The sequence below is a fragment of the Providencia sp. genome, assembly GCF_052096715.1.
Classification (GTDB): Bacteria; Pseudomonadota; Gammaproteobacteria; order Enterobacterales; family Enterobacteriaceae; genus Providencia.
Genome location: NZ_JBQDNB010000013.1, coordinates 26,617 through 43,603, shown reverse-complemented (window position 1 = coordinate 43,603; position 16,987 = coordinate 26,617). Strand labels below are relative to the sequence as shown.

Genomic DNA, 16,987 nt, shown 5'->3' with positions numbered 1-16,987 from the left:
TTGAGTATTTTTTTAATTTTATGCATCGACATTGCCTATATGTAAATAACGTTATAACTTTCTTCTTTTGTATGTTAAAAAAAGTCTGTTCTAAGTAACATGATTTACATCAACAATAGGTAGAATAATTCAAAGGCATTGGTTTTTATTTATTTGATTTTTAATGAGTTATTGTGCCTAAAGAATAGAATAATACTATTTTAATTAACTATCGTTATGTTTTTTTTTATATAATGAGTGGTAGAGAAGGCAGAAAAAAAGAGGGATTTACCCCTCTTTTATTTACTACTTAAGTTGTAGATAAATAAGATATACTTACTAATCACTAAGTGTTAACTATTTTACTGTGCTTTACCTATCATTCTAACGTCATTTCCGGTAGGTGATTGGTGAACTAACAAATTGAATTGCGGTAGAATTGAGAATATATGGTCAAAAATATCAGATTGTATTCTCTCGTAGTCCACCCATACTGTTGTATTGGTAAAAGCATATATTTCTATTGGTATTCCATTCGAGTCAGATTCAAGTTGTCTGACCATAATTGTCATACTTTTATGAATATTAGGGTGTGATTTAAGATAGGCTTCTATATAGGCACGAAATGTACCGATATTCGTCAAACGTCGTTGATTGAGTGGAATGGCTTTATCTTCGGGTAGCGATGAATTGAACACTTGAATTTCAGTGACTTTTTTATCTATATAAGGCTCAAGTAAATTCGCTTTTTCAAGGTTAGCTATTTCATCAGGCTCTAGAAAATGAATGCTATTAGCATCTAGGCGAATGCTGCGTTTAATACGTCGACCACCCGAGTCGGTCATGCCTTTCCAATTTTTAAAAGAATCAGAAATAAGCGCATAAGTTGGGATTGTAGTGACGGTATTATCCCAATTACGGACTTTAACCGTTGTTAATCCGATATCAACAACTGCACCATCAGCACCATATTTGGGCATTTCAAGCCAGTCGCCAATATTGACCATGTTATTGGCAGATAATTGAATTCCTGCTACTAATCCCATAATTGGGTCTTTAAACACTAACATCATTACTGCCGTCATTGCGCCCAAGCCACTTAATATAATTAAAGGCGACTTACCAATAAGCAATGCGATGATCATTATGGCGATAAGAATTGAAGCAATGAGTTTTATGCTTTGAAAAATTCCACGTAATGGCAGGTGAGCTGTTTTTGCAGCACGTTGCAACATGCCTAATATAATATCTAGAATGGAATAAATAGTGAGCAACCCAAATAACAAGCACCAAGCTTGAGAGCCAACTTTAAGAATAATTTGTGCAGTAGAATCTGAGTGTAACCAAAGTGTTGCTTGGATATTCACCACAATACCTTGAATAACAAAAGCAATACGATTGAAAAGATTATGTTGAGTTAATTGATGCTGCCAGCCTATCCCTTGTTTTTGTCCATTTTTTTCAATACGAGGGAGAAGTATTTTATGTAAAAACAGGTGCAGTATTAGGGCGACAATTAGGATTAACCCAAGAACCATTATGAGTGAGGCAAGGTTGGCGTAGTCTTGATTAAACTGGCGTACCCAGTCTAGCAGTTGCTGCTGCATGTGTTCTCCTTCTTTGGAACATGATTAAATCTTTTATTGAGATTAAACCCTAACATAAACAAAACCAAATTTCATTAATGGAACGATAAAAAACGCCGTCAGTACTGCTTAAATAGTGATAAATATTAAGATGTTAATCTCAAATGCATAATAAATGTAAACAGGCAATAGTGATAATACAAAGCATAATATGTAAATCGACAAACTTTATATTTTTAAATACATGTCTATAACATTTATTGAGGTAGATGGTATTGAGCGAGGCGATAAAAAAAAGAAATACGTAACAGTATCGAGAGAGAAAATAGCGTAAATTGGGAAGTCAACACGATGAAATATTATAATAAAAAAGCGGCCTTATAGACTAAGGCCGCTATGCAAAATATTTTGCAAACTAACGCTAATGATGAGGTAAATCAAAGGTCAATTGACTAGGAAATTCTACAAATTACATAAAACGTTTTGAAAGTGATTCAACAACTTCTTGTACGCTGTTGATAAATTCTTTGATGCTGTTCATGTCGGCTCCAATTATTAAAGTGTGATCTTGATCACGTAAGCACATTTTAGCTACTAGCTTGTTAAAGTCAAGTTAATATTCAAAAATATTTGAATGATTAAACTTATTTTTAGTGTGCTTTATAGCACTTATATAATAAAGCTTATTGAGCATCTTTAAGGTGAAAAATAGGTATATAAATTAGAAGTGGTGCAGTGAATTGTTTCGTTATTAGTTGTATTGTTATAGTGTTAGTCGTGTATGAATGTTGGCCTTGAATGAAATTTAATCCACAAAATGGAACGTAAATCTATGATTGCCTATGTTAATGGTGAGTTTTTACCTGAAAATCAAGCAACAGTCTCTATTTTTGATCGTGGTTTTTTATTTGCAGATGGTGTGTATGAGGTAACTGCCGTTATCAATGGGCAGCTTATTGATTTTGAACATCATATTGCTCGGTTACAACGTTCATGTCATGAACTAGAGCTGACATTACCTTATGGTGAAGCTGAATTAAAGCAAATTCATCATCAATTAATTGAAAAAAATAACCTTCATGAAGGATTGATTTATTTGCAGCTAACCCGTGGTAATGCTATGACACGGAATTTTTTATATCCAGATAAAGATGTAAAACCGACATTAGTCTTATTTAGCCAAGAATCTAGCATTGTTGATCATCCGAAAGCTAAGTTTGGTATTGAGGTTGTGACTTTTGACGATATTCGTTGGCAGCGGTGTGATATTAAAACTGTCGCGTTACTTGCCGCATCAATGGCGAAAGAATATGCACATAAGCATGGTGCTGATGATGCTTTATTCACAAAAGATGGTTATATAAACGAAGGAAGTTCAAGTAACTGCTTTATTGTTACTCAGGACGATAAATTACAAACCCGCGAGCTAAATAACAAAATATTACCAGGGATCACGCGTCGAGCTATTCTTACGTTAGCGCAAGAAAAAGGGTTAGAAGTTATTGAGAAAGCCTTTCGGCTTGAAGATGCATTAAATGCAAAAGAAGTTTTCATTACATCTGCAACAACACTTATATGGCCTGTTATTAAAATTAATGGGCAAAATATTAGTGATGGTAAGCCGGGAAATATTGCAGTCCGGCTACGAGAAATCTATTTGCAAAAGGCTAAGAGTCAGAAATAACCAATAAATAAGTTTATTGGTTATTTAACTTATTTAATTTGCATGAATTCTTTAAGTGATGAAATAGTCGCCATTCCTTGCAACGCTTGCATGCTTTGTTCATGAAGCTCAAGCGTTGCAGCAGCACATAAGTCATCGAGTACGCTAACATAGTAACCTAAATCATGGGCTTGTCTTGCGCTACTTTGAATTGCCATTAATGAACTTACACCTGCTAAATATAAATGGGAAATTTGATTATCAATAAGCCATTTATTTAATTTATTGCCCGTAAAAGCAGAGACACCTTTTTTAATCATAACAGGATCACGAAAGTGAACTTCAAGATCATGCACCCAGTTACAGCCATTTCCACTGAGTTTTAGTGCTCCAATTTGTTTTGCACGCTGAAACATAGGTGAACCTGTTGGAATATCTTGATAATCATCAGCAAAGCCAACTTTTACCCAGATAACAGGGATATTATGACTTCGTGCAAAATTGGCGGCTTGGTTGGTTTTTTCAACAATATTACGTGCTAGTACTTGTTGATAACTGGAATTAGATAAGCCGTTTTTTCCAATAATCTCTTCAATCAGATCAATGATTATTAACGCTTGTGACATTAGTACCTCTTTCAATGCATAAATATTTTAAGTAGAAGCACCTATTATACTTAAAATATCCAGTAGCACTGTTAAGTGAATAACATAATCACATTTAAGGTAAGTCAATAATAAAACCAATACCTTTATTTTCTATTCCATCAGATACTCGAATAACAGCCCCAATTTTACCCGCTAAGTTTTGTGCGATTGATAAACCTAATCCGCTACCTATTTCTGTCGTACCGGGAACACGATAGAAACGAGAAAAAATATGCTGACGATTATCGAGAGGAATACCGCGGCCATTATCTTGAACACTAATAATCGCACCAAAGGGTGAAAGATCTTTTAGTGTTATTTTTATTTTTGCATTCTCATGATTATATTTAATGGCATTTTCGAGTAAATTAGTGAAGATATTAGTTAGTGCGAGTTTATCTGAAACAATATAAAAAGAATCAGGGCTTTGTAACTCAACATCAATATTTTTATTGATGGCATGAGGGATATGAGAAGAAATGATATGGCTGATTAGCATCGGAAGGTCAATTTGTTCCGTGTGTAAGGGAAAGTCCTCTGCCTCTAAGCGTGCTAAATCTATGAGCTGATGTGATAACGATGCAGCTCGATTAAGCGTTTGTTGCATATCATCAATGATTTCTTCTTTTTCTTTGGGATTATTAATTTGTATGAGTAAGTGCAATTGAGCAATCACTGCCGCAATCGGGGTGCGTAATTCATGAGCCGCATCAGCCATAAAGCGTTTTTCTCGTTGATTAGTTGCATCCACTCTAGCCATTAAATTATTAATGGCTTCGATAATTGGGCGTATTTCTTTATATTGTTCTTTGATTTCAATAGGCGTTAAGTTACCAGGTTGGCGAGTCGAAATTATTCTTGCAGATTGTCGCAATGGTTGCGAGCTAAAGTAAGCTGCGAACAGTATCGCGATAAGCATTCCGCCTAAAACCAGGGCTAGTGGGATCGCCGTTCCCCCAGCAGGACTACCTAATAGTGTGGTACGTTCAGCTTGTGACTCTGCAATTAAAACCTCAAATGTATTTGCTTCATTCCACGCTGAGGTAAAATGCCAATCTTTATGTAAGTCTGTTAATTCTTCTATAGTTTTTAGCGAAGGAACCTTTAATTTTTCACTATTTCGATATAAAACATTTCCTAGTTTATCTCTAACAACAACGAAGGGGCGATAACTAATACCTTCTTCACTTTCTATTGCATCGGTATACATTTTTTGCAGGGAATCTGCTACTTCATTGAAATATTTTGGGTTATCTGAAACGACCCCAAGGGTTCTAGCAAAACCTTGAGTGATTACTTGTTGTTGTTTATTGAATTCATTATATATGGACGGCCAGTAGGAATACTGAAGCCAAATAAGGAGTAATATCCATAGAAAAAGGACAGAGCAAATTTGTAAACCAAAGGTGTAAATAAAAAGAGATTTAATTTTCACTAGGCTGCGCATCTTTTTTTAATAAGTAACCTATGCCACGTATAGTAATTATTCTGTCTTTACCAATTTTGCGGCGTAAATTATGAATGTGTACTTCAAGAGAATTGCTCTCTATTTTATCATCTAGACCAAACAGGCGTTGCTCTAAATCAGCTTTACGGACAACATTATCTGCATTTTTAATTAACTCAAAAAGTAGTAAATATTCTTTACCTGATAATAATAAAAGCTGTTCATTTAGTGTGACCTGATGATTAATAGGATTTAACTGTAGGTTATCTAGTTGCCATATTTCAGAGGAAAAACCGGCGATGCGACGACTGACAGCTTTGACTCTTGAAATAAGCTCAGGCATGGCAAAAGGCTTAGTGAGAAAATCATCTGCACCAGAATCGAGGCTTGAGACAAGGTTGTCCATTTGATTACGTGCAGTTAAAATAATGATAGGGATCGCTTCACCTGCATGCCGCCAAGCCACTAATTCATCATGACCATCGCCATCAGGTAAGCCCAAGTCTAATAACATTAAATCAAAATTACGGTTTTTTAATTGAAGTTTTGCATCTGTAAGCAAACGAACCCAACATGGATTAAAACCGGCTAATTCAAGTCCTCGACACAACGCTTTCCCTAATTGGAGATCGTCTTCGACTAATAGGATATTCATTTTATCACCTCTGCTTCGCAGTATAAGCAGTCAACCAATACTCGACAATAAGGCAATGACTTATTTTGAAGTAATTTTAAGTATTTCTTAATATTGGGTTAACCATTTATTAAGGTACAAAAAATTAATCAGATTACTATCCTCGTATATCTCTAAAAATAAGAGCATTGGCGATGAAATACACTTTCATAGAAGTGCCTATATACGCAATTGTTATTTTTATTGCTCTGATGTTTATAGGAAAAAATTTTAGTAAAACTCACCACACCAATTTTTATAATGTGAAGGTAAGTGAAGTTAGAACTTGCATTGGAATAGATAAATGCATTCCAAATGTTCACATATCTTTAGATAGAAAAAACACATTCAGTCCAATAAAGAAAATTAAAGTTTTTATTAGGCAAAAAATTTATTAATAAAAAGAGCGTAAACTTTAACATGAGCGAAATGAAACGCGTATTCACATTAGTGCTTTGTGCATTGCCGTGTAGCTATACTGTGGCTAATGAAAATATATTTATTATTGGCACGGGTATGAATATTGCCCCTGTTTATGAAGGCTCTAAAAAGTATCAAGTTGAGCCAAGTCTTGAAGCGAGTTATGCATATGCAACTGATAATTACGGTGTTTTTAGTTTAAGCGTAGATGGTGCTGCATGGGCGGTTGGGCTCACTGATAATTTTACATTTGCGACCTCTGTTGGCTATGATGATGGTCGTGATGAAGATATAGGCGTTTTAGGTCATAAAAATAAAGACTTAAAAGGTATGGGGAAATTAGACGGTTCTGTTCTTGTTGGATTTGATCTTTATTACACATTGAGTGATTATCAATTATACATAATGACAGATATTGCCACTAAAGATCGCAAATATGGTGGGCGTCAGATAGGTAGAGCTGTTACTGTTGAATTAGGCACAAATACGCAATATGAGATTAATCAAGATTGGAACATAGAATATAATCTAGCTACAGTTTGGGGAAATAAAGCCCACAATCAAGCCTATTTTGGTGTTTCTAAACAACAAGCGAGTAAATCAAAGTTTGCAGAATATGATGCGGGAAGTAGCTTTAAAGATGTGCATGGTTCAGCAATTTTAAACTATAAAGTAGATAAAAACCTTTCTTTATATTCAGGTATAGGGGCTTACTATTTAATGGGGGATGCCAGTAAAAGTACGCTTACTGAGCAACGTTCAGGCTTTGTTGGTTTAGCGGGCATTAGATACACGTTTTAGTTTGTAATCTTTATTTTCGAATAATGATAAATGAAAGAAAAATAATAGAGAAAAGGAATGCTGTACACTATTTTATCGGTAAAATAGTGTACAGCATTCCTTTAATTTTTATCACTCTACAGATTCTTCAGGTAACCAGCCATCGTCCATCCAAATTTCTTCAAGTATTTCTTCTATCCTAATTTTGTCTTCCGCAATCTTAGTTCCTGAGATATTAATACTCTGTTGCGTACTTAAACCAACTCGAGTGACCATATCAGGATACTGTGTTTGTAGTTTGCGTAAAATCTCAGATTCAAGTGCATGTAGAACATTGTTATCTGGTTTTTGTTTTGAATTTTTATCAAATAATACTTCAATGCGTAACATAGTAGCCTCGCTTAAGACTGTATTAATATACAGTATATTTAAATGGATGAAGAATAAAGTCAATATCAGAAAGAAAATATTTTTGTTATTGCTAACAGAATAAAACAAAATGCAAAAAACATAAGTCTTATATATTAATAAAAACAATGAATTAGTTTTTTTTATGAGGGCTAAGATGAAATATAACTCATTGCCTATAGGCTGAAAATAAGTATGCTAAGGAGTCTGTTTTTATTCAAATAATGATGAGATTTAAAATCTAATGCTAATAGTAAAACGCATAACTCGAGATGATTTTAGAAAAATTAACGATGTTAATAAGCTTTATGACAGTGCATTTCCACGTTATGAGCAAAGAAGCTATCAAGGAAGAGTAAGCATCTTAGGGCATGATGATTATCATCTCTATTATTTCACTGATAATGAGATTTTTGTTGGATTTATTGGCAGTTGGAAAATAAATGATTATTTTTATGTTGAGCATTTAGCAATATCGCCAACATTGCGGGGGCAGGGCTACGGTCAAGTAGTGCTAAAACAGTTTTGTACTGAAGTAAATAATGTAATTTTAGAGATTGATCCAGTTATTGATGAGGTGAGTCAAAAAAGATTATCGTTTTACCAGCATTGTGGCTTTAAGCAAAATAGCTATCAACATACTCATCCAAGCTATTATCCTGAAAATGAACCCCATAAACTTGAAGTGTTAACATTTCCAACTGAAATCGATCGAGAAAGCTATCATCTATTTAGTGAAAAATTAAAAACTGTGGTAATGAGTCCTTTATTGCTTTAATTTTTATGAGGTTGATTTATCAGTAAATTTATTTTAGGGATTATAGCAGTAGATAAGTTCAGGGTCATTTTTATCGAGATTTTCAATGACTCCACTGGTAATAAATCCCGTTTGAGTAAGTAATTTTTGGGTGGCGACGTTTGATTGATTAGTAGACGTAAATAGTTTTGGTGTTTTACGTAATTGCTTGAAATTTTCAATCAATGTTAACGCCAAACCTTGGCGGCGATATTGTTGGTCTACCATTAATAGTTCAATAAAATTCTGACCAAAAAAGTGGGAATGAAAAATACCATAAGCGACAATGGTGTCACTTATTTCGATCAGGTAAGCGTTATCTTGAGTCACCCATTGTATAATTTCTTGATAGCGTTCACTTGAATTGACACTATCAATACGGCATAAAGCTAGGATATCGTTTTGATTTGCAGGTCTAAAAATAGGACTATATCCTTTGTTTGAATTTTGATTCATCATTATATGAGTAGTCAGCTATAAATATTTAGTTATCACTATAAAGTAGTATAAATTGAAAAACTAAAGAGTGACAGTCGTGTTAATAGCTAATTAAAACTCAAAGTGAGATAGATAAAAATGTCCGATTTAATTGAAAGTAAAGAGTATTTTGAAGAAAGTTTTAAAAAACTTGAAATGGGTGAAAGTCGCTTAGTTGAAACCGTATTTGAAAAGTGTGAATTTATTCAATGTGATTTTTCATCAGCAAGTTTCACTAGCTGTAAGTTTATTGATTGCTTATTTGATAGATGTAATCTGAGTCTGGTCGCGCTTGCAAATACTCGTTTGTCTAATATTGAATTTTTAGGTTGTAAACTGGTTGGTATTGATTGGACTAAAGCTTATTGGCCACGCTTTGATTTTTATTCTCAGCTCAATTTTAAAGATTGTATTTTAAGTGGTGGGAGCTTTTTTGCATTAAAACTCCACGAGTCCACTTTTGAGGATTGCCGTTTACATGATGTTGATTTTAGAAATACGGAGCTAAATAAATCCGTCATAACAGGGTCTGATTTATCAAATAGCTTATTTATGCAGACAAACCTAGAGTCTGTTGATTTTACTGATTCGTACTCGTTTAACATTGATATTCGCCAAAACAAACTCTCAAAAGCAAAGTTTTCACAACTCGAAGCTTTGGCTTTATTACGAAGTTTAGATATTTTGCTGGTGGACTAATAACCAAGCCGATGTTTTTTTAGGCATAATATGCATTATTTTGAGGTTTTTAATGGAAAATACAAATTAAACTGAAAATAGGGTTGCCAGAAGATGAGTAATATGAGTAAATAGCGTCATCGGTTTGGAAGTACAGACCTATTTATGATAGTCGAGTTTAAAGAAGTTCACCATTTAGTTATCCATGATACCTATCAAGTGCGAATTCCTTCTAATTAGTACCATAAGTAATAAATCGAACTCAAACCAAATATGCCTATGGCAATCAATTAAAATTTAAAGGAAATCCTATGTCTAATACAATGACTGGTACAGTAAAATGGTTTAACGATGATAAAGGTTTTGGTTTTATCACTCCTAAAGATGGCAGCAAAGATGTGTTCGTTCACTTCTCAGCAATCCAAAGCGAAAGCTTCAAATCTTTAGCTGAAGGCCAATCAGTTTCATTCTCAATCGAGAATGGCGCAAAAGGCCCAGCTGCAGCTAACGTTGTAGCTATCTAATAGTTTTCTAACTATAGATCAGAATTTAAAGACCTCACTTCGGTGAGGTTTTTTTTTACTTATTATTTAACTATAACGCGAAATATTTCGAGAATACTGAATATAAAGAGTAAAAATTTTCGAGTTAATTTCCCCTTGAAATTTTAAATACGATCATTATATTTATGACTGTCCTGAGTAGGACATTAGTAATTTCATTTGCTAGGTGTAGATAATTTATTCTGACAATTTTTTATAAAAAATAATTATTGAGGGTTGAAAAATAGTAATAAAGCCTTATCTGTATAACGAATCTATTGGTATAAAGTATTTATCTGTACAACTCATTAATATTTAACCTACTATTCAATTAATACTGAAGGAGGAGTTATGGCTCATATTAAACCTTTTTCATTATTTCCAGTAATTTCAGATAATGTGTTGTCAAATCGTGTTGATCAAATTGAACGTTTGTTTAGTCAGTTAACAGGAAGTAAATCTATTTCATCTCCTATTCAGACTTATAATTTGAAGCAGGTGGATGACAATCATTATGAATTAATTGTCAGTGTCCCAGGATATCAAGAAAGTGATTTAGCTGTTTCATTAAAAGAAGGTCGTTTATTTGTTGAAGGAAGAAAAGAAGAAAAAACGAAAGACGAAAACGAAAAATGGATCCATCGTGGGATAACTCAAGGTCAATTTACTTTGCAGTTTGACCTAGGTAAGAATGTTAAAATCGAAAAAGCTAGTCTATCAAGTGGGCTTTTGACTGTAAGTATTGAATATGAAGTACCTGAAGAAGAAAAACCGGTAATGATCGCGATTGAAAATAAAGATAAAAAATAATTCATTTTAGTTTATGGTCGTTTTAAAAGCGTACATAGTTAATAGTTAGATGAAAGAGCCACATAAGCATGATATCGATGCTATGTGGCTCTTTGCTTTAATTAAAATAAACTAGCTGAAATATTAATACATAGGCCTAATATAGCCATATTAAAAATAAATGAAATAATAGATTGTAGTAATACTGCTCGACGCATTGCTGTTGATGCAACTTCAATATCAGCTGTTTGTGATGCAACCGCGATAGTGAAAGAAAAATACATGAAGTCAGAATAACTCGGCTCTGTTATTTTATCGGGAAATAATAACCAAGGCTTATCTTGTTCAGGATTATTGTAATATAAATGAGCATAATGCATGGTAAAGCCTGTCGGCAACAATAACCATGAAGAAATTAAGGTAGATGCGGTTAAGAGATAAGGAAAGATTTTCTCAGTTTTAGTCAGGTCACTATGTCCGCCTAAACCAAAAAATAAGGCTAGTAAGCTTACACAACAGCCTGATATTAGAAAGAAGATAACCATTTTTGCACTTTCATCTTCTATTTTAGTCAGCTTTCTAATATCTTTTACATTCCGTTTGATAATTCGTTGAAATAAAAATAGTAAATAAACCCATGCAAATGCATTCCAACTGATAATTAAATTTATTATTGTATTTTGATAACGAAAAAGTGCTAGAAATGTCACGATTGCAACCAGTAATGAAACCACAAACCGTGGCCGTGAATGAAAAGCATGTTGGATAATATGGGTGATGCGAGTGGCGTAACGTAACATGTCATATACCTTTCATAAGTCGCAATTAATCCTAAAACCTACAGTCATCTTACATGAAAACTTCGTCTTTTGTTATAACACTACTAGCATCTTGGGTGAGAATATAGTTATAAAAATTGAATTTATGGCTGGGTATTACATGGGAGATAGAGTTTAAGATCATTGATTACGCTTATGCTATAGCAATAGGTAGAAAATTTTAATTATTAAAAGTTAAATATATTGTATTCGTTAGATTTCTTAGCGTTAGTAATTATAAGTTAATAGCGAAAATATATTTATAATGATGAGAGCCGTTTAGTTTACGGATTTAATCTTTATTGATGAATATATTGATTCGAGTTGATAGGTGAGTGTTTCTAGTCGAATTTGTGATTAACTCAGCTTGTGATATATATCGATATTTTAATATAATTTATCCATCTTAGAAATGGAGCAAATAATGACTCAAAATATTTATGACAATCCTCAGTTTTTTGCAGGTTATGCCACGCTACCTCGCTCTGTTAATGGTTTAAATGGTGCGCCTGAGTGGATTAAGATACAGGAAATGCTTCCCTCTGTGGATGGAAAGCAGGTTATTGATTTAGGTTGCGGTTATGGTTGGTTTTGTCGTTGGGCACGAGAACAACACGCTAAAAGCGTGATAGGTTTTGATATTTCAGACAAAATGTTAGAAAAAGCGGCTGAAATGACTCAAGATGATCATATAGTTTATTACCAAGGCGATCTGGAAACATTAGTATTGCCACCTGAACAAACAGACTTAATTTATAGTTCATTGGCTTTACATTATGTGGAGCAGATACCTTCTCTTTTTTCATCACTCTATCAGGCACTGAAACCTGGCGGGATGTTAGTTTTTTCTGCAGAACATCCTATTTATACAGCGCCTTTAGTGCAAGCTTGGTGTACAGATAGTGAAGGCAATAAAGCTTGGCCTGTAAATCAATATCAAAAAGAAGGCGAGCGATTCAGTAATTGGTTTGCAGATGGCGTAAAAAAACAACATAGGAAGCTATCGACGTGGATTAATATGTTAATTAATGCTGGATTTGAAATTACAGCTTTGGATGAATGGGGACCATCAATAATGCAAATTGCAGAAAATGCGTTATTAGATGAGGAAAAAGAGCGGCCAATGATATTCATTGTTAGTGCTCGTAAACCATTAAACTAGATAGACTTTAAAAATTTAATGCTTGGGTTAATCAAAAAGTAAAAGCCCTTTTCAGGCATAAGCAGAAAGGGCTTTTAGAGATAGTTACATAACATACATATAGCCTATTTGTTTATCGTCAACGCTAATTTTAACTTGTTCACTATTGGGTGACTCCATAGTATCAAGGGATATAAAAAACGCGATAACAATAATTGTGTATACGAGAAACATACAAACCTCCCGTAATGAGTAAAAGTTCTATTATCTTCGAGTTAGTTAACTCAATTTCATAATAGGTTATTTTTTTAGTTTTGAAAATAGGCTATAGAAATATTTTACATCTTTAAATTTACATTCAGTCATTTGTTTTAACATTTAAGGTCATGTGTTAAATATGAATGCCTTAAATTGCCCTTTGATATCTTTAAGTTAAAGTCTGGTATATGTAAAAAAGCTAACCTTTAAGGTTAGCTTTAAAATGGATTAGATGAGGGATTTTTTAAGTTTTTTATATTTTTTAAATCTAAAGGCTAATTTTCATTAAAGCGCTTAAGTTCAGTGAAAATTTTCAGCAGTTCTGCAAGGTCTGGTTTTTCATTTTTTTCAATTTCACCATTTAAGCTATAGATATTAAACTGGCCATTAGCATCCATATACAAAGTCGCTTTATCTGTTGTGATAACGACATCATTATCATCACCTGTAATAACCCATGGTAGTACACGATTACTACGGAATAAATCTTCACCTTGGCTATAATCATCAGGTTGGTTGCTTACATGTAGCATACGCTGCATGAGTGTGGTCATAATATCTTGATGGCTTGTTAGCTTTTTAATCTGCTGAGTAGGCGTATTAGGCCAATAAATAAATAGCGGTACTTGCATCTTTTCACGATTAAAACGATTTTTATCAACCCAATCATTATCTTGTTGACCATTATTATTATAGTTGGCAGTGATAACCACAATCGTATTTTTCAGACGATCTTCGTGTTTTAATGTGTCAATAATTTGATTGATTTGTTCGTTGGTTTGCGAACTACCTGGCACACCTTTGATGTTTAAGAATGAGAACCATGGGGTATCATTCTTAATATTTTTAAGCCAGGCATCCCATTGTAAAATAGTCTGCTTATCGTTATCTGCTTTGGTTGCAGGTAATGAATAATCAGACAAAATAGCTTGATGGAATAAAGGTGAATTAAAGCCATCGGTTGAGAATAAACCGAACTGGTAGCCTTGATGCTGTAGTGCTTCAATCAACACCGATGGGTGGCGTTCATTTAGAATGTTATCATAATAGGTCGATGAAATACCATAGAACAAACCAAATAGGGCGGTGTCATTGCGTAGGCCAGTTGTATAGTGATTAGTAAACTGAGTGCTGATCTGTTTAAAATCGTTTAACGCAGTCATTTGATCTTGTTGTGATTTATCACCAAGGTCATCAACGACTAAGAGTAATAAATTATACCCTATGCCTTGGTCTTGATAGCTCAAAGGCTTTAGTGGGTACTGAAGTTTTAATGCGGTAGGGCTGCCTTGTTGGAACACTCTATTTTGATGTTCAGTGAGGTCTAATAAGCCATATTTATCGAGTAATTTACGCGCCGTCAATGGCTGAGATAACGGGTAATTATAGCGCTGCATTGTAATTGGGCGATAGAAATTAGCATCCGCTAAAGCGTACATTAGGTGGGTCATAATAAACGTAATGATAAAGATCCCAGCTAGCGGTTTGCCAAAAGTTTGTCGGCTTAAACTCCGTAATTTTTGCCAGCTCCAAGTTGCGAATAACATTTCAACTAGAAAAATGATTGGGATACTAATAAACATCAGTTGCCATTCACGCGCCATCTCACCTTTAGTTGGGTTAATGACCAAATCCCAAACTTGGGGAGTAAGGTGCAGCCCAAATTGACTAAAGACGCGGATATCAAAAATTAAAAGGGTAATACCCGCGGTGGCAAGTGCGACACAAATTAGCCTCAGCAATCGCTGAGACATCACGATAAAGGTCAGTGGGAAAATGATAAGAAGATAAGCGGCAAATACCACAAAGCTAAAATGGCCTAACCAACTGACGAATGCATAAATGCGGCCAGTTAAGGTTTCTGGCCAATCAAAAATAAACAGATAGCTGCTACTTAACGCGAGGCTAAGTAGTATATTAAAGAGTGCAAACCAGTGCCCCCAACCAATCATGTTGGAGACTTTATCTCGGTAGCGCTGACGGTTGACCATTCTGTTTATTTCATTAGTCGATTAGTGTGATTTATCTTCTTTAACAGAAGAAAGTAAGGCATTTGCAAATGATTCTGCAATCATTTTACGTTGCGCAGGCGCAACAGAAGTATTGAGCAGATTCGTAACCATATTACCTAACACCATAAGTGAAAGATCAACAGGGGTATGGTTTTTTTCTAACACGGTAACAAGGTCAGAGAGTAAACCTTCAACTTTTTCATCACTATAGCGAGATGATTGTGGCATAAATTGTGACATCCTAAATTAATGAAAGCTCCATATAATAGCCCATAGTGGGATGTTTTTCTTCTTTCTTCGTAACAAATTTTCGATTAAGTGATAATAATGATTATTCAAACTCAGGAAGCGCTCATTCGCGCCAATAAATAGGCTATAAAAACGACAACTGATAGTTTCGGTTGCAGACAGATAATATCAATGTTTGAATACGCGCAACAATATTTTTGTAAGAACAAGGAGCCAACAATGAGTCTGGAAATTACCCAGATAGCGTTACATCAGTTGATTAAACGAGATGAGCAAACACTAGAAGTGATGTTACGTGATTCTTTATTGACAACAAATGATGTTGTACAAGACATGATGGCTGAATTACATCGTGTATACAGCGCTAAAAGTAAGGCTTTTGGTGAGTTTAATGAAGAAAGTGAATTGGCTGATGCATTGAGGCTGCTGCGCAAAGGTGAAGAAGAATTTTTAGGCTTTAGCCGTGCTATGACTGTGCGTCTAAAAGATGAGTTAGCTAAATACCCTTTTGCTGAAGGTGGCATTGTATTATTTTGTCAGTATCGCTACCTTGCCGTTGAGTATCTGTTGATTTCTGTTCTTAACAGTTGTGACAGTACGTTTGTAACGGATACATTGGATTTAAGCACTACACATTATTTAGATATACCTCATGCAGATATTGTTGCGCGTATTGATTTAACTGAGTGGGAAACTAATCCGGAATCAAAACGTTATTTAACCTTTTTAAAAGGTCGAGTAGGGCGTAAAGTTTCTGATTTTTTTATGGATTTTCTTGCCGCATCAGAAGGGTTAAATGCTAAAGTTCAAAATAAAGGACTTGTTCAAGCATTAGATGATTTTTGTGACAATGCCCAAATGGATAAAAATACACGTCAAGCATATCGCCAACAAGTTCATAGTTACTGTACTGAACAGATGCAGTCAGGCGAAGAAATTGAACTTCAAGTATTGGCAAAAGAACTGCCAATGGTTGAAGAGCAAAGCTTTGATGATTTTGCCCGGCAAAATGATTATCAATTAGAAGATAGTTTTCCTGCTGATAGAGGTACGCTTAAACAGCTCACTAAATTTTCAGGAAGTGGCGGTGGGATAACAATTAGTTTTGATGCGATGCTATTGGGCGAGCGGATTTTTTGGGATCCGATAACGGATACGTTAACGATTAGAGGCACGCCACCTAATTTACGTGACCAACTGCAACGTCGTAGTGGTAAGTAGTCATTTGTGGCTTAAAGTTATTTAAGCCTAGAAATAAATAACGCCGCAATTGCGGCGTTATTTACTCGGCGTCCCGAAAATTTCAAAGCTCGGCTGTGGGCTTTTAATTAAGCGCGCAGGAAGTCAATATGCGTCACTTTAGGTTTAAACGGGTGACGTTGAACAGCCTGAACTTTTACTTTAGTCTCTTTACCATCGATAACCAGAGTCAGAACTTCATAGAACTCTGCTTTGCTTTCTTGGTTAATGACTTCATCATGGTTCAGAGTCACAGAGATAGGTTCCTGATTGCCACCGTAAACGATAGCGGGAAACTGATTAGCTCTGCGCAGGCGGCGGCTCGCACCCTTACCCTGCTCTTTACGTTCAATTGCATTGATAGTTAACATTACTATTTCTCTTT

19 protein-coding genes are annotated in these 16,987 nt (G+C 34.6%); 8 read left to right on the top strand and 11 right to left on the bottom strand.

Annotated elements, in window-relative coordinates:
• Positions 1-341: 341 nt before the first annotated feature.
• Positions 342-1,586 (bottom strand): mechanosensitive ion channel family protein, encoded by a 1,245-nt coding sequence (locus ACTH6U_RS11800; protein WP_294105243.1) that lies wholly within the window; start codon positions 1,584-1,586, stop codon positions 342-344.
• A gap of 796 nt (positions 1,587-2,382) precedes the next feature.
• On the opposite strand from ACTH6U_RS11800, the gene ACTH6U_RS11795 reads away from it, so the two are divergent.
• The gene (locus ACTH6U_RS11795) at positions 2,383-3,249 is read left to right on the top strand and encodes a D-amino-acid transaminase (protein WP_294105245.1); all 867 of its coding nucleotides are present in this window, start codon (positions 2,383-2,385) and stop codon (positions 3,247-3,249) included.
• Positions 3,250-3,278: 29 nt separating this feature from the next.
• Here the strand turns inward: ACTH6U_RS11795 and ACTH6U_RS11790 are convergent, their stop codons facing one another.
• The 3 genes from ACTH6U_RS11790 to ACTH6U_RS11780 all read right to left on the bottom strand — a co-directional run bounded on the left by ACTH6U_RS11790 (position 3,279) and on the right by ACTH6U_RS11780 (position 5,977).
• The gene (locus ACTH6U_RS11790; protein ID WP_294105247.1) at positions 3,279-3,854 is read right to left on the bottom strand and encodes a cysteine hydrolase family protein; all 576 of its coding nucleotides are present in this window, start codon (positions 3,852-3,854) and stop codon (positions 3,279-3,281) included.
• 94 nt (positions 3,855-3,948) lie between these two features.
• The gene (locus ACTH6U_RS11785; RefSeq protein WP_294350058.1) at positions 3,949-5,310 is read right to left on the bottom strand and encodes a sensor histidine kinase; all 1,362 of its coding nucleotides are present in this window, start codon (positions 5,308-5,310) and stop codon (positions 3,949-3,951) included.
• Positions 5,300-5,977, bottom strand: coding sequence for a response regulator (locus tag ACTH6U_RS11780; protein WP_294105253.1), 678 nt, complete (start codon positions 5,975-5,977; stop codon positions 5,300-5,302). Before ACTH6U_RS11780 ends, ACTH6U_RS11785 begins: the two co-directional genes overlap by 11 nt.
• 438 nt (positions 5,978-6,415) lie before the next feature.
• Between ACTH6U_RS11780 and ACTH6U_RS11775 the strand changes: the two genes are divergently transcribed.
• Complete coding sequence (locus tag ACTH6U_RS11775) at positions 6,416-7,216, top strand: MipA/OmpV family protein (RefSeq protein WP_441832263.1); 801 nt, start codon at positions 6,416-6,418, stop codon at positions 7,214-7,216.
• A 111-nt stretch (positions 7,217-7,327) separates the two neighbouring features.
• On the opposite strand, the gene ACTH6U_RS11770 is transcribed toward ACTH6U_RS11775, so the two are convergent.
• Entirely contained in the window at positions 7,328-7,585 is a 258-nt protein-coding gene (locus tag ACTH6U_RS11770) for a DinI-like family protein (RefSeq protein ID WP_336429776.1), read from the bottom strand.
• Between the two features lie 262 nt (positions 7,586-7,847).
• Here ACTH6U_RS11770 and ACTH6U_RS11765 point away from each other — a divergent pair, with 262 nt between their 5' ends.
• Complete coding sequence (locus ACTH6U_RS11765) at positions 7,848-8,381, top strand: GNAT family N-acetyltransferase (protein WP_441832262.1); 534 nt, start codon at positions 7,848-7,850, stop codon at positions 8,379-8,381.
• A gap of 33 nt (positions 8,382-8,414) precedes the next feature.
• Here ACTH6U_RS11765 and ACTH6U_RS11760 read toward each other — a convergent pair whose 3' ends face one another.
• Positions 8,415-8,858, bottom strand: a complete 444-nt coding sequence (locus ACTH6U_RS11760) for a GNAT family N-acetyltransferase (RefSeq protein ID WP_441832261.1) — start codon at positions 8,856-8,858, stop codon at positions 8,415-8,417.
• A gap of 117 nt (positions 8,859-8,975) precedes the next feature.
• On the opposite strand from ACTH6U_RS11760, the gene ACTH6U_RS11755 reads away from it, so the two are divergent.
• The 3 genes from ACTH6U_RS11755 to ACTH6U_RS11745 all read left to right on the top strand — a co-directional run bounded on the left by ACTH6U_RS11755 (position 8,976) and on the right by ACTH6U_RS11745 (position 10,906).
• On the top strand, positions 8,976-9,575 hold the full coding sequence (locus ACTH6U_RS11755; RefSeq protein WP_441832260.1) for a pentapeptide repeat-containing protein: 600 nt from the start codon (positions 8,976-8,978) through the stop codon (positions 9,573-9,575).
• Positions 9,576-9,865: 290 nt separating this feature from the next.
• The gene (cspE, locus tag ACTH6U_RS11750; protein WP_294105272.1) at positions 9,866-10,078 is read left to right on the top strand and encodes a transcription antiterminator/RNA stability regulator CspE; all 213 of its coding nucleotides are present in this window, start codon (positions 9,866-9,868) and stop codon (positions 10,076-10,078) included.
• 369 nt (positions 10,079-10,447) lie between these two features.
• Positions 10,448-10,906: an Hsp20 family protein gene (locus ACTH6U_RS11745; protein ID WP_441832259.1), complete on the top strand. Its 459-nt coding sequence runs from the start codon at positions 10,448-10,450 to the stop codon at positions 10,904-10,906.
• Between the two features lie 101 nt (positions 10,907-11,007).
• Here ACTH6U_RS11745 and ACTH6U_RS11740 read toward each other — a convergent pair whose 3' ends face one another.
• The gene (locus ACTH6U_RS11740) at positions 11,008-11,685 is read right to left on the bottom strand and encodes a DUF1345 domain-containing protein (protein ID WP_294105276.1); all 678 of its coding nucleotides are present in this window, start codon (positions 11,683-11,685) and stop codon (positions 11,008-11,010) included.
• A 442-nt stretch (positions 11,686-12,127) separates the two neighbouring features.
• Between ACTH6U_RS11740 and ACTH6U_RS11735 the strand changes: the two genes are divergently transcribed.
• The gene (locus ACTH6U_RS11735; protein ID WP_441832258.1) at positions 12,128-12,865 is read left to right on the top strand and encodes a class I SAM-dependent methyltransferase; all 738 of its coding nucleotides are present in this window, start codon (positions 12,128-12,130) and stop codon (positions 12,863-12,865) included.
• Positions 12,866-12,949: 84 nt separating this feature from the next.
• Here the strand turns inward: ACTH6U_RS11735 and ACTH6U_RS11730 are convergent, their stop codons facing one another.
• The 3 genes from ACTH6U_RS11730 to ACTH6U_RS11720 form a co-directional block, all read right to left on the bottom strand.
• Positions 12,950-13,078, bottom strand: coding sequence for a hypothetical protein (locus ACTH6U_RS11730; RefSeq protein ID WP_294105282.1), 129 nt, complete (start codon positions 13,076-13,078; stop codon positions 12,950-12,952).
• 299 nt (positions 13,079-13,377) lie between these two features.
• The gene (yejM, locus tag ACTH6U_RS11725; protein WP_434719139.1) at positions 13,378-15,093 is read right to left on the bottom strand and encodes an LPS biosynthesis-modulating metalloenzyme YejM; all 1,716 of its coding nucleotides are present in this window, start codon (positions 15,091-15,093) and stop codon (positions 13,378-13,380) included.
• A 21-nt stretch (positions 15,094-15,114) separates the two neighbouring features.
• A complete protein-coding gene (locus ACTH6U_RS11720) occupies positions 15,115-15,342 on the bottom strand; it encodes a YejL family protein (RefSeq protein ID WP_294105288.1) in 228 nt (75 codons plus the stop codon).
• A 240-nt stretch (positions 15,343-15,582) separates the two neighbouring features.
• Between ACTH6U_RS11720 and yejK the strand changes: the two genes are divergently transcribed.
• Entirely contained in the window at positions 15,583-16,584 is a 1,002-nt protein-coding gene (gene yejK / locus ACTH6U_RS11715) for a nucleoid-associated protein YejK (RefSeq protein WP_441832257.1), read from the top strand.
• Positions 16,585-16,691: 107 nt separating this feature from the next.
• On the opposite strand, the gene rplY is transcribed toward yejK, so the two are convergent.
• Positions 16,692-16,973: a 50S ribosomal protein L25 gene (gene rplY / locus ACTH6U_RS11710; RefSeq protein ID WP_294105294.1), complete on the bottom strand. Its 282-nt coding sequence runs from the start codon at positions 16,971-16,973 to the stop codon at positions 16,692-16,694.
• Positions 16,974-16,987: the final 14 nt, after the last annotated feature.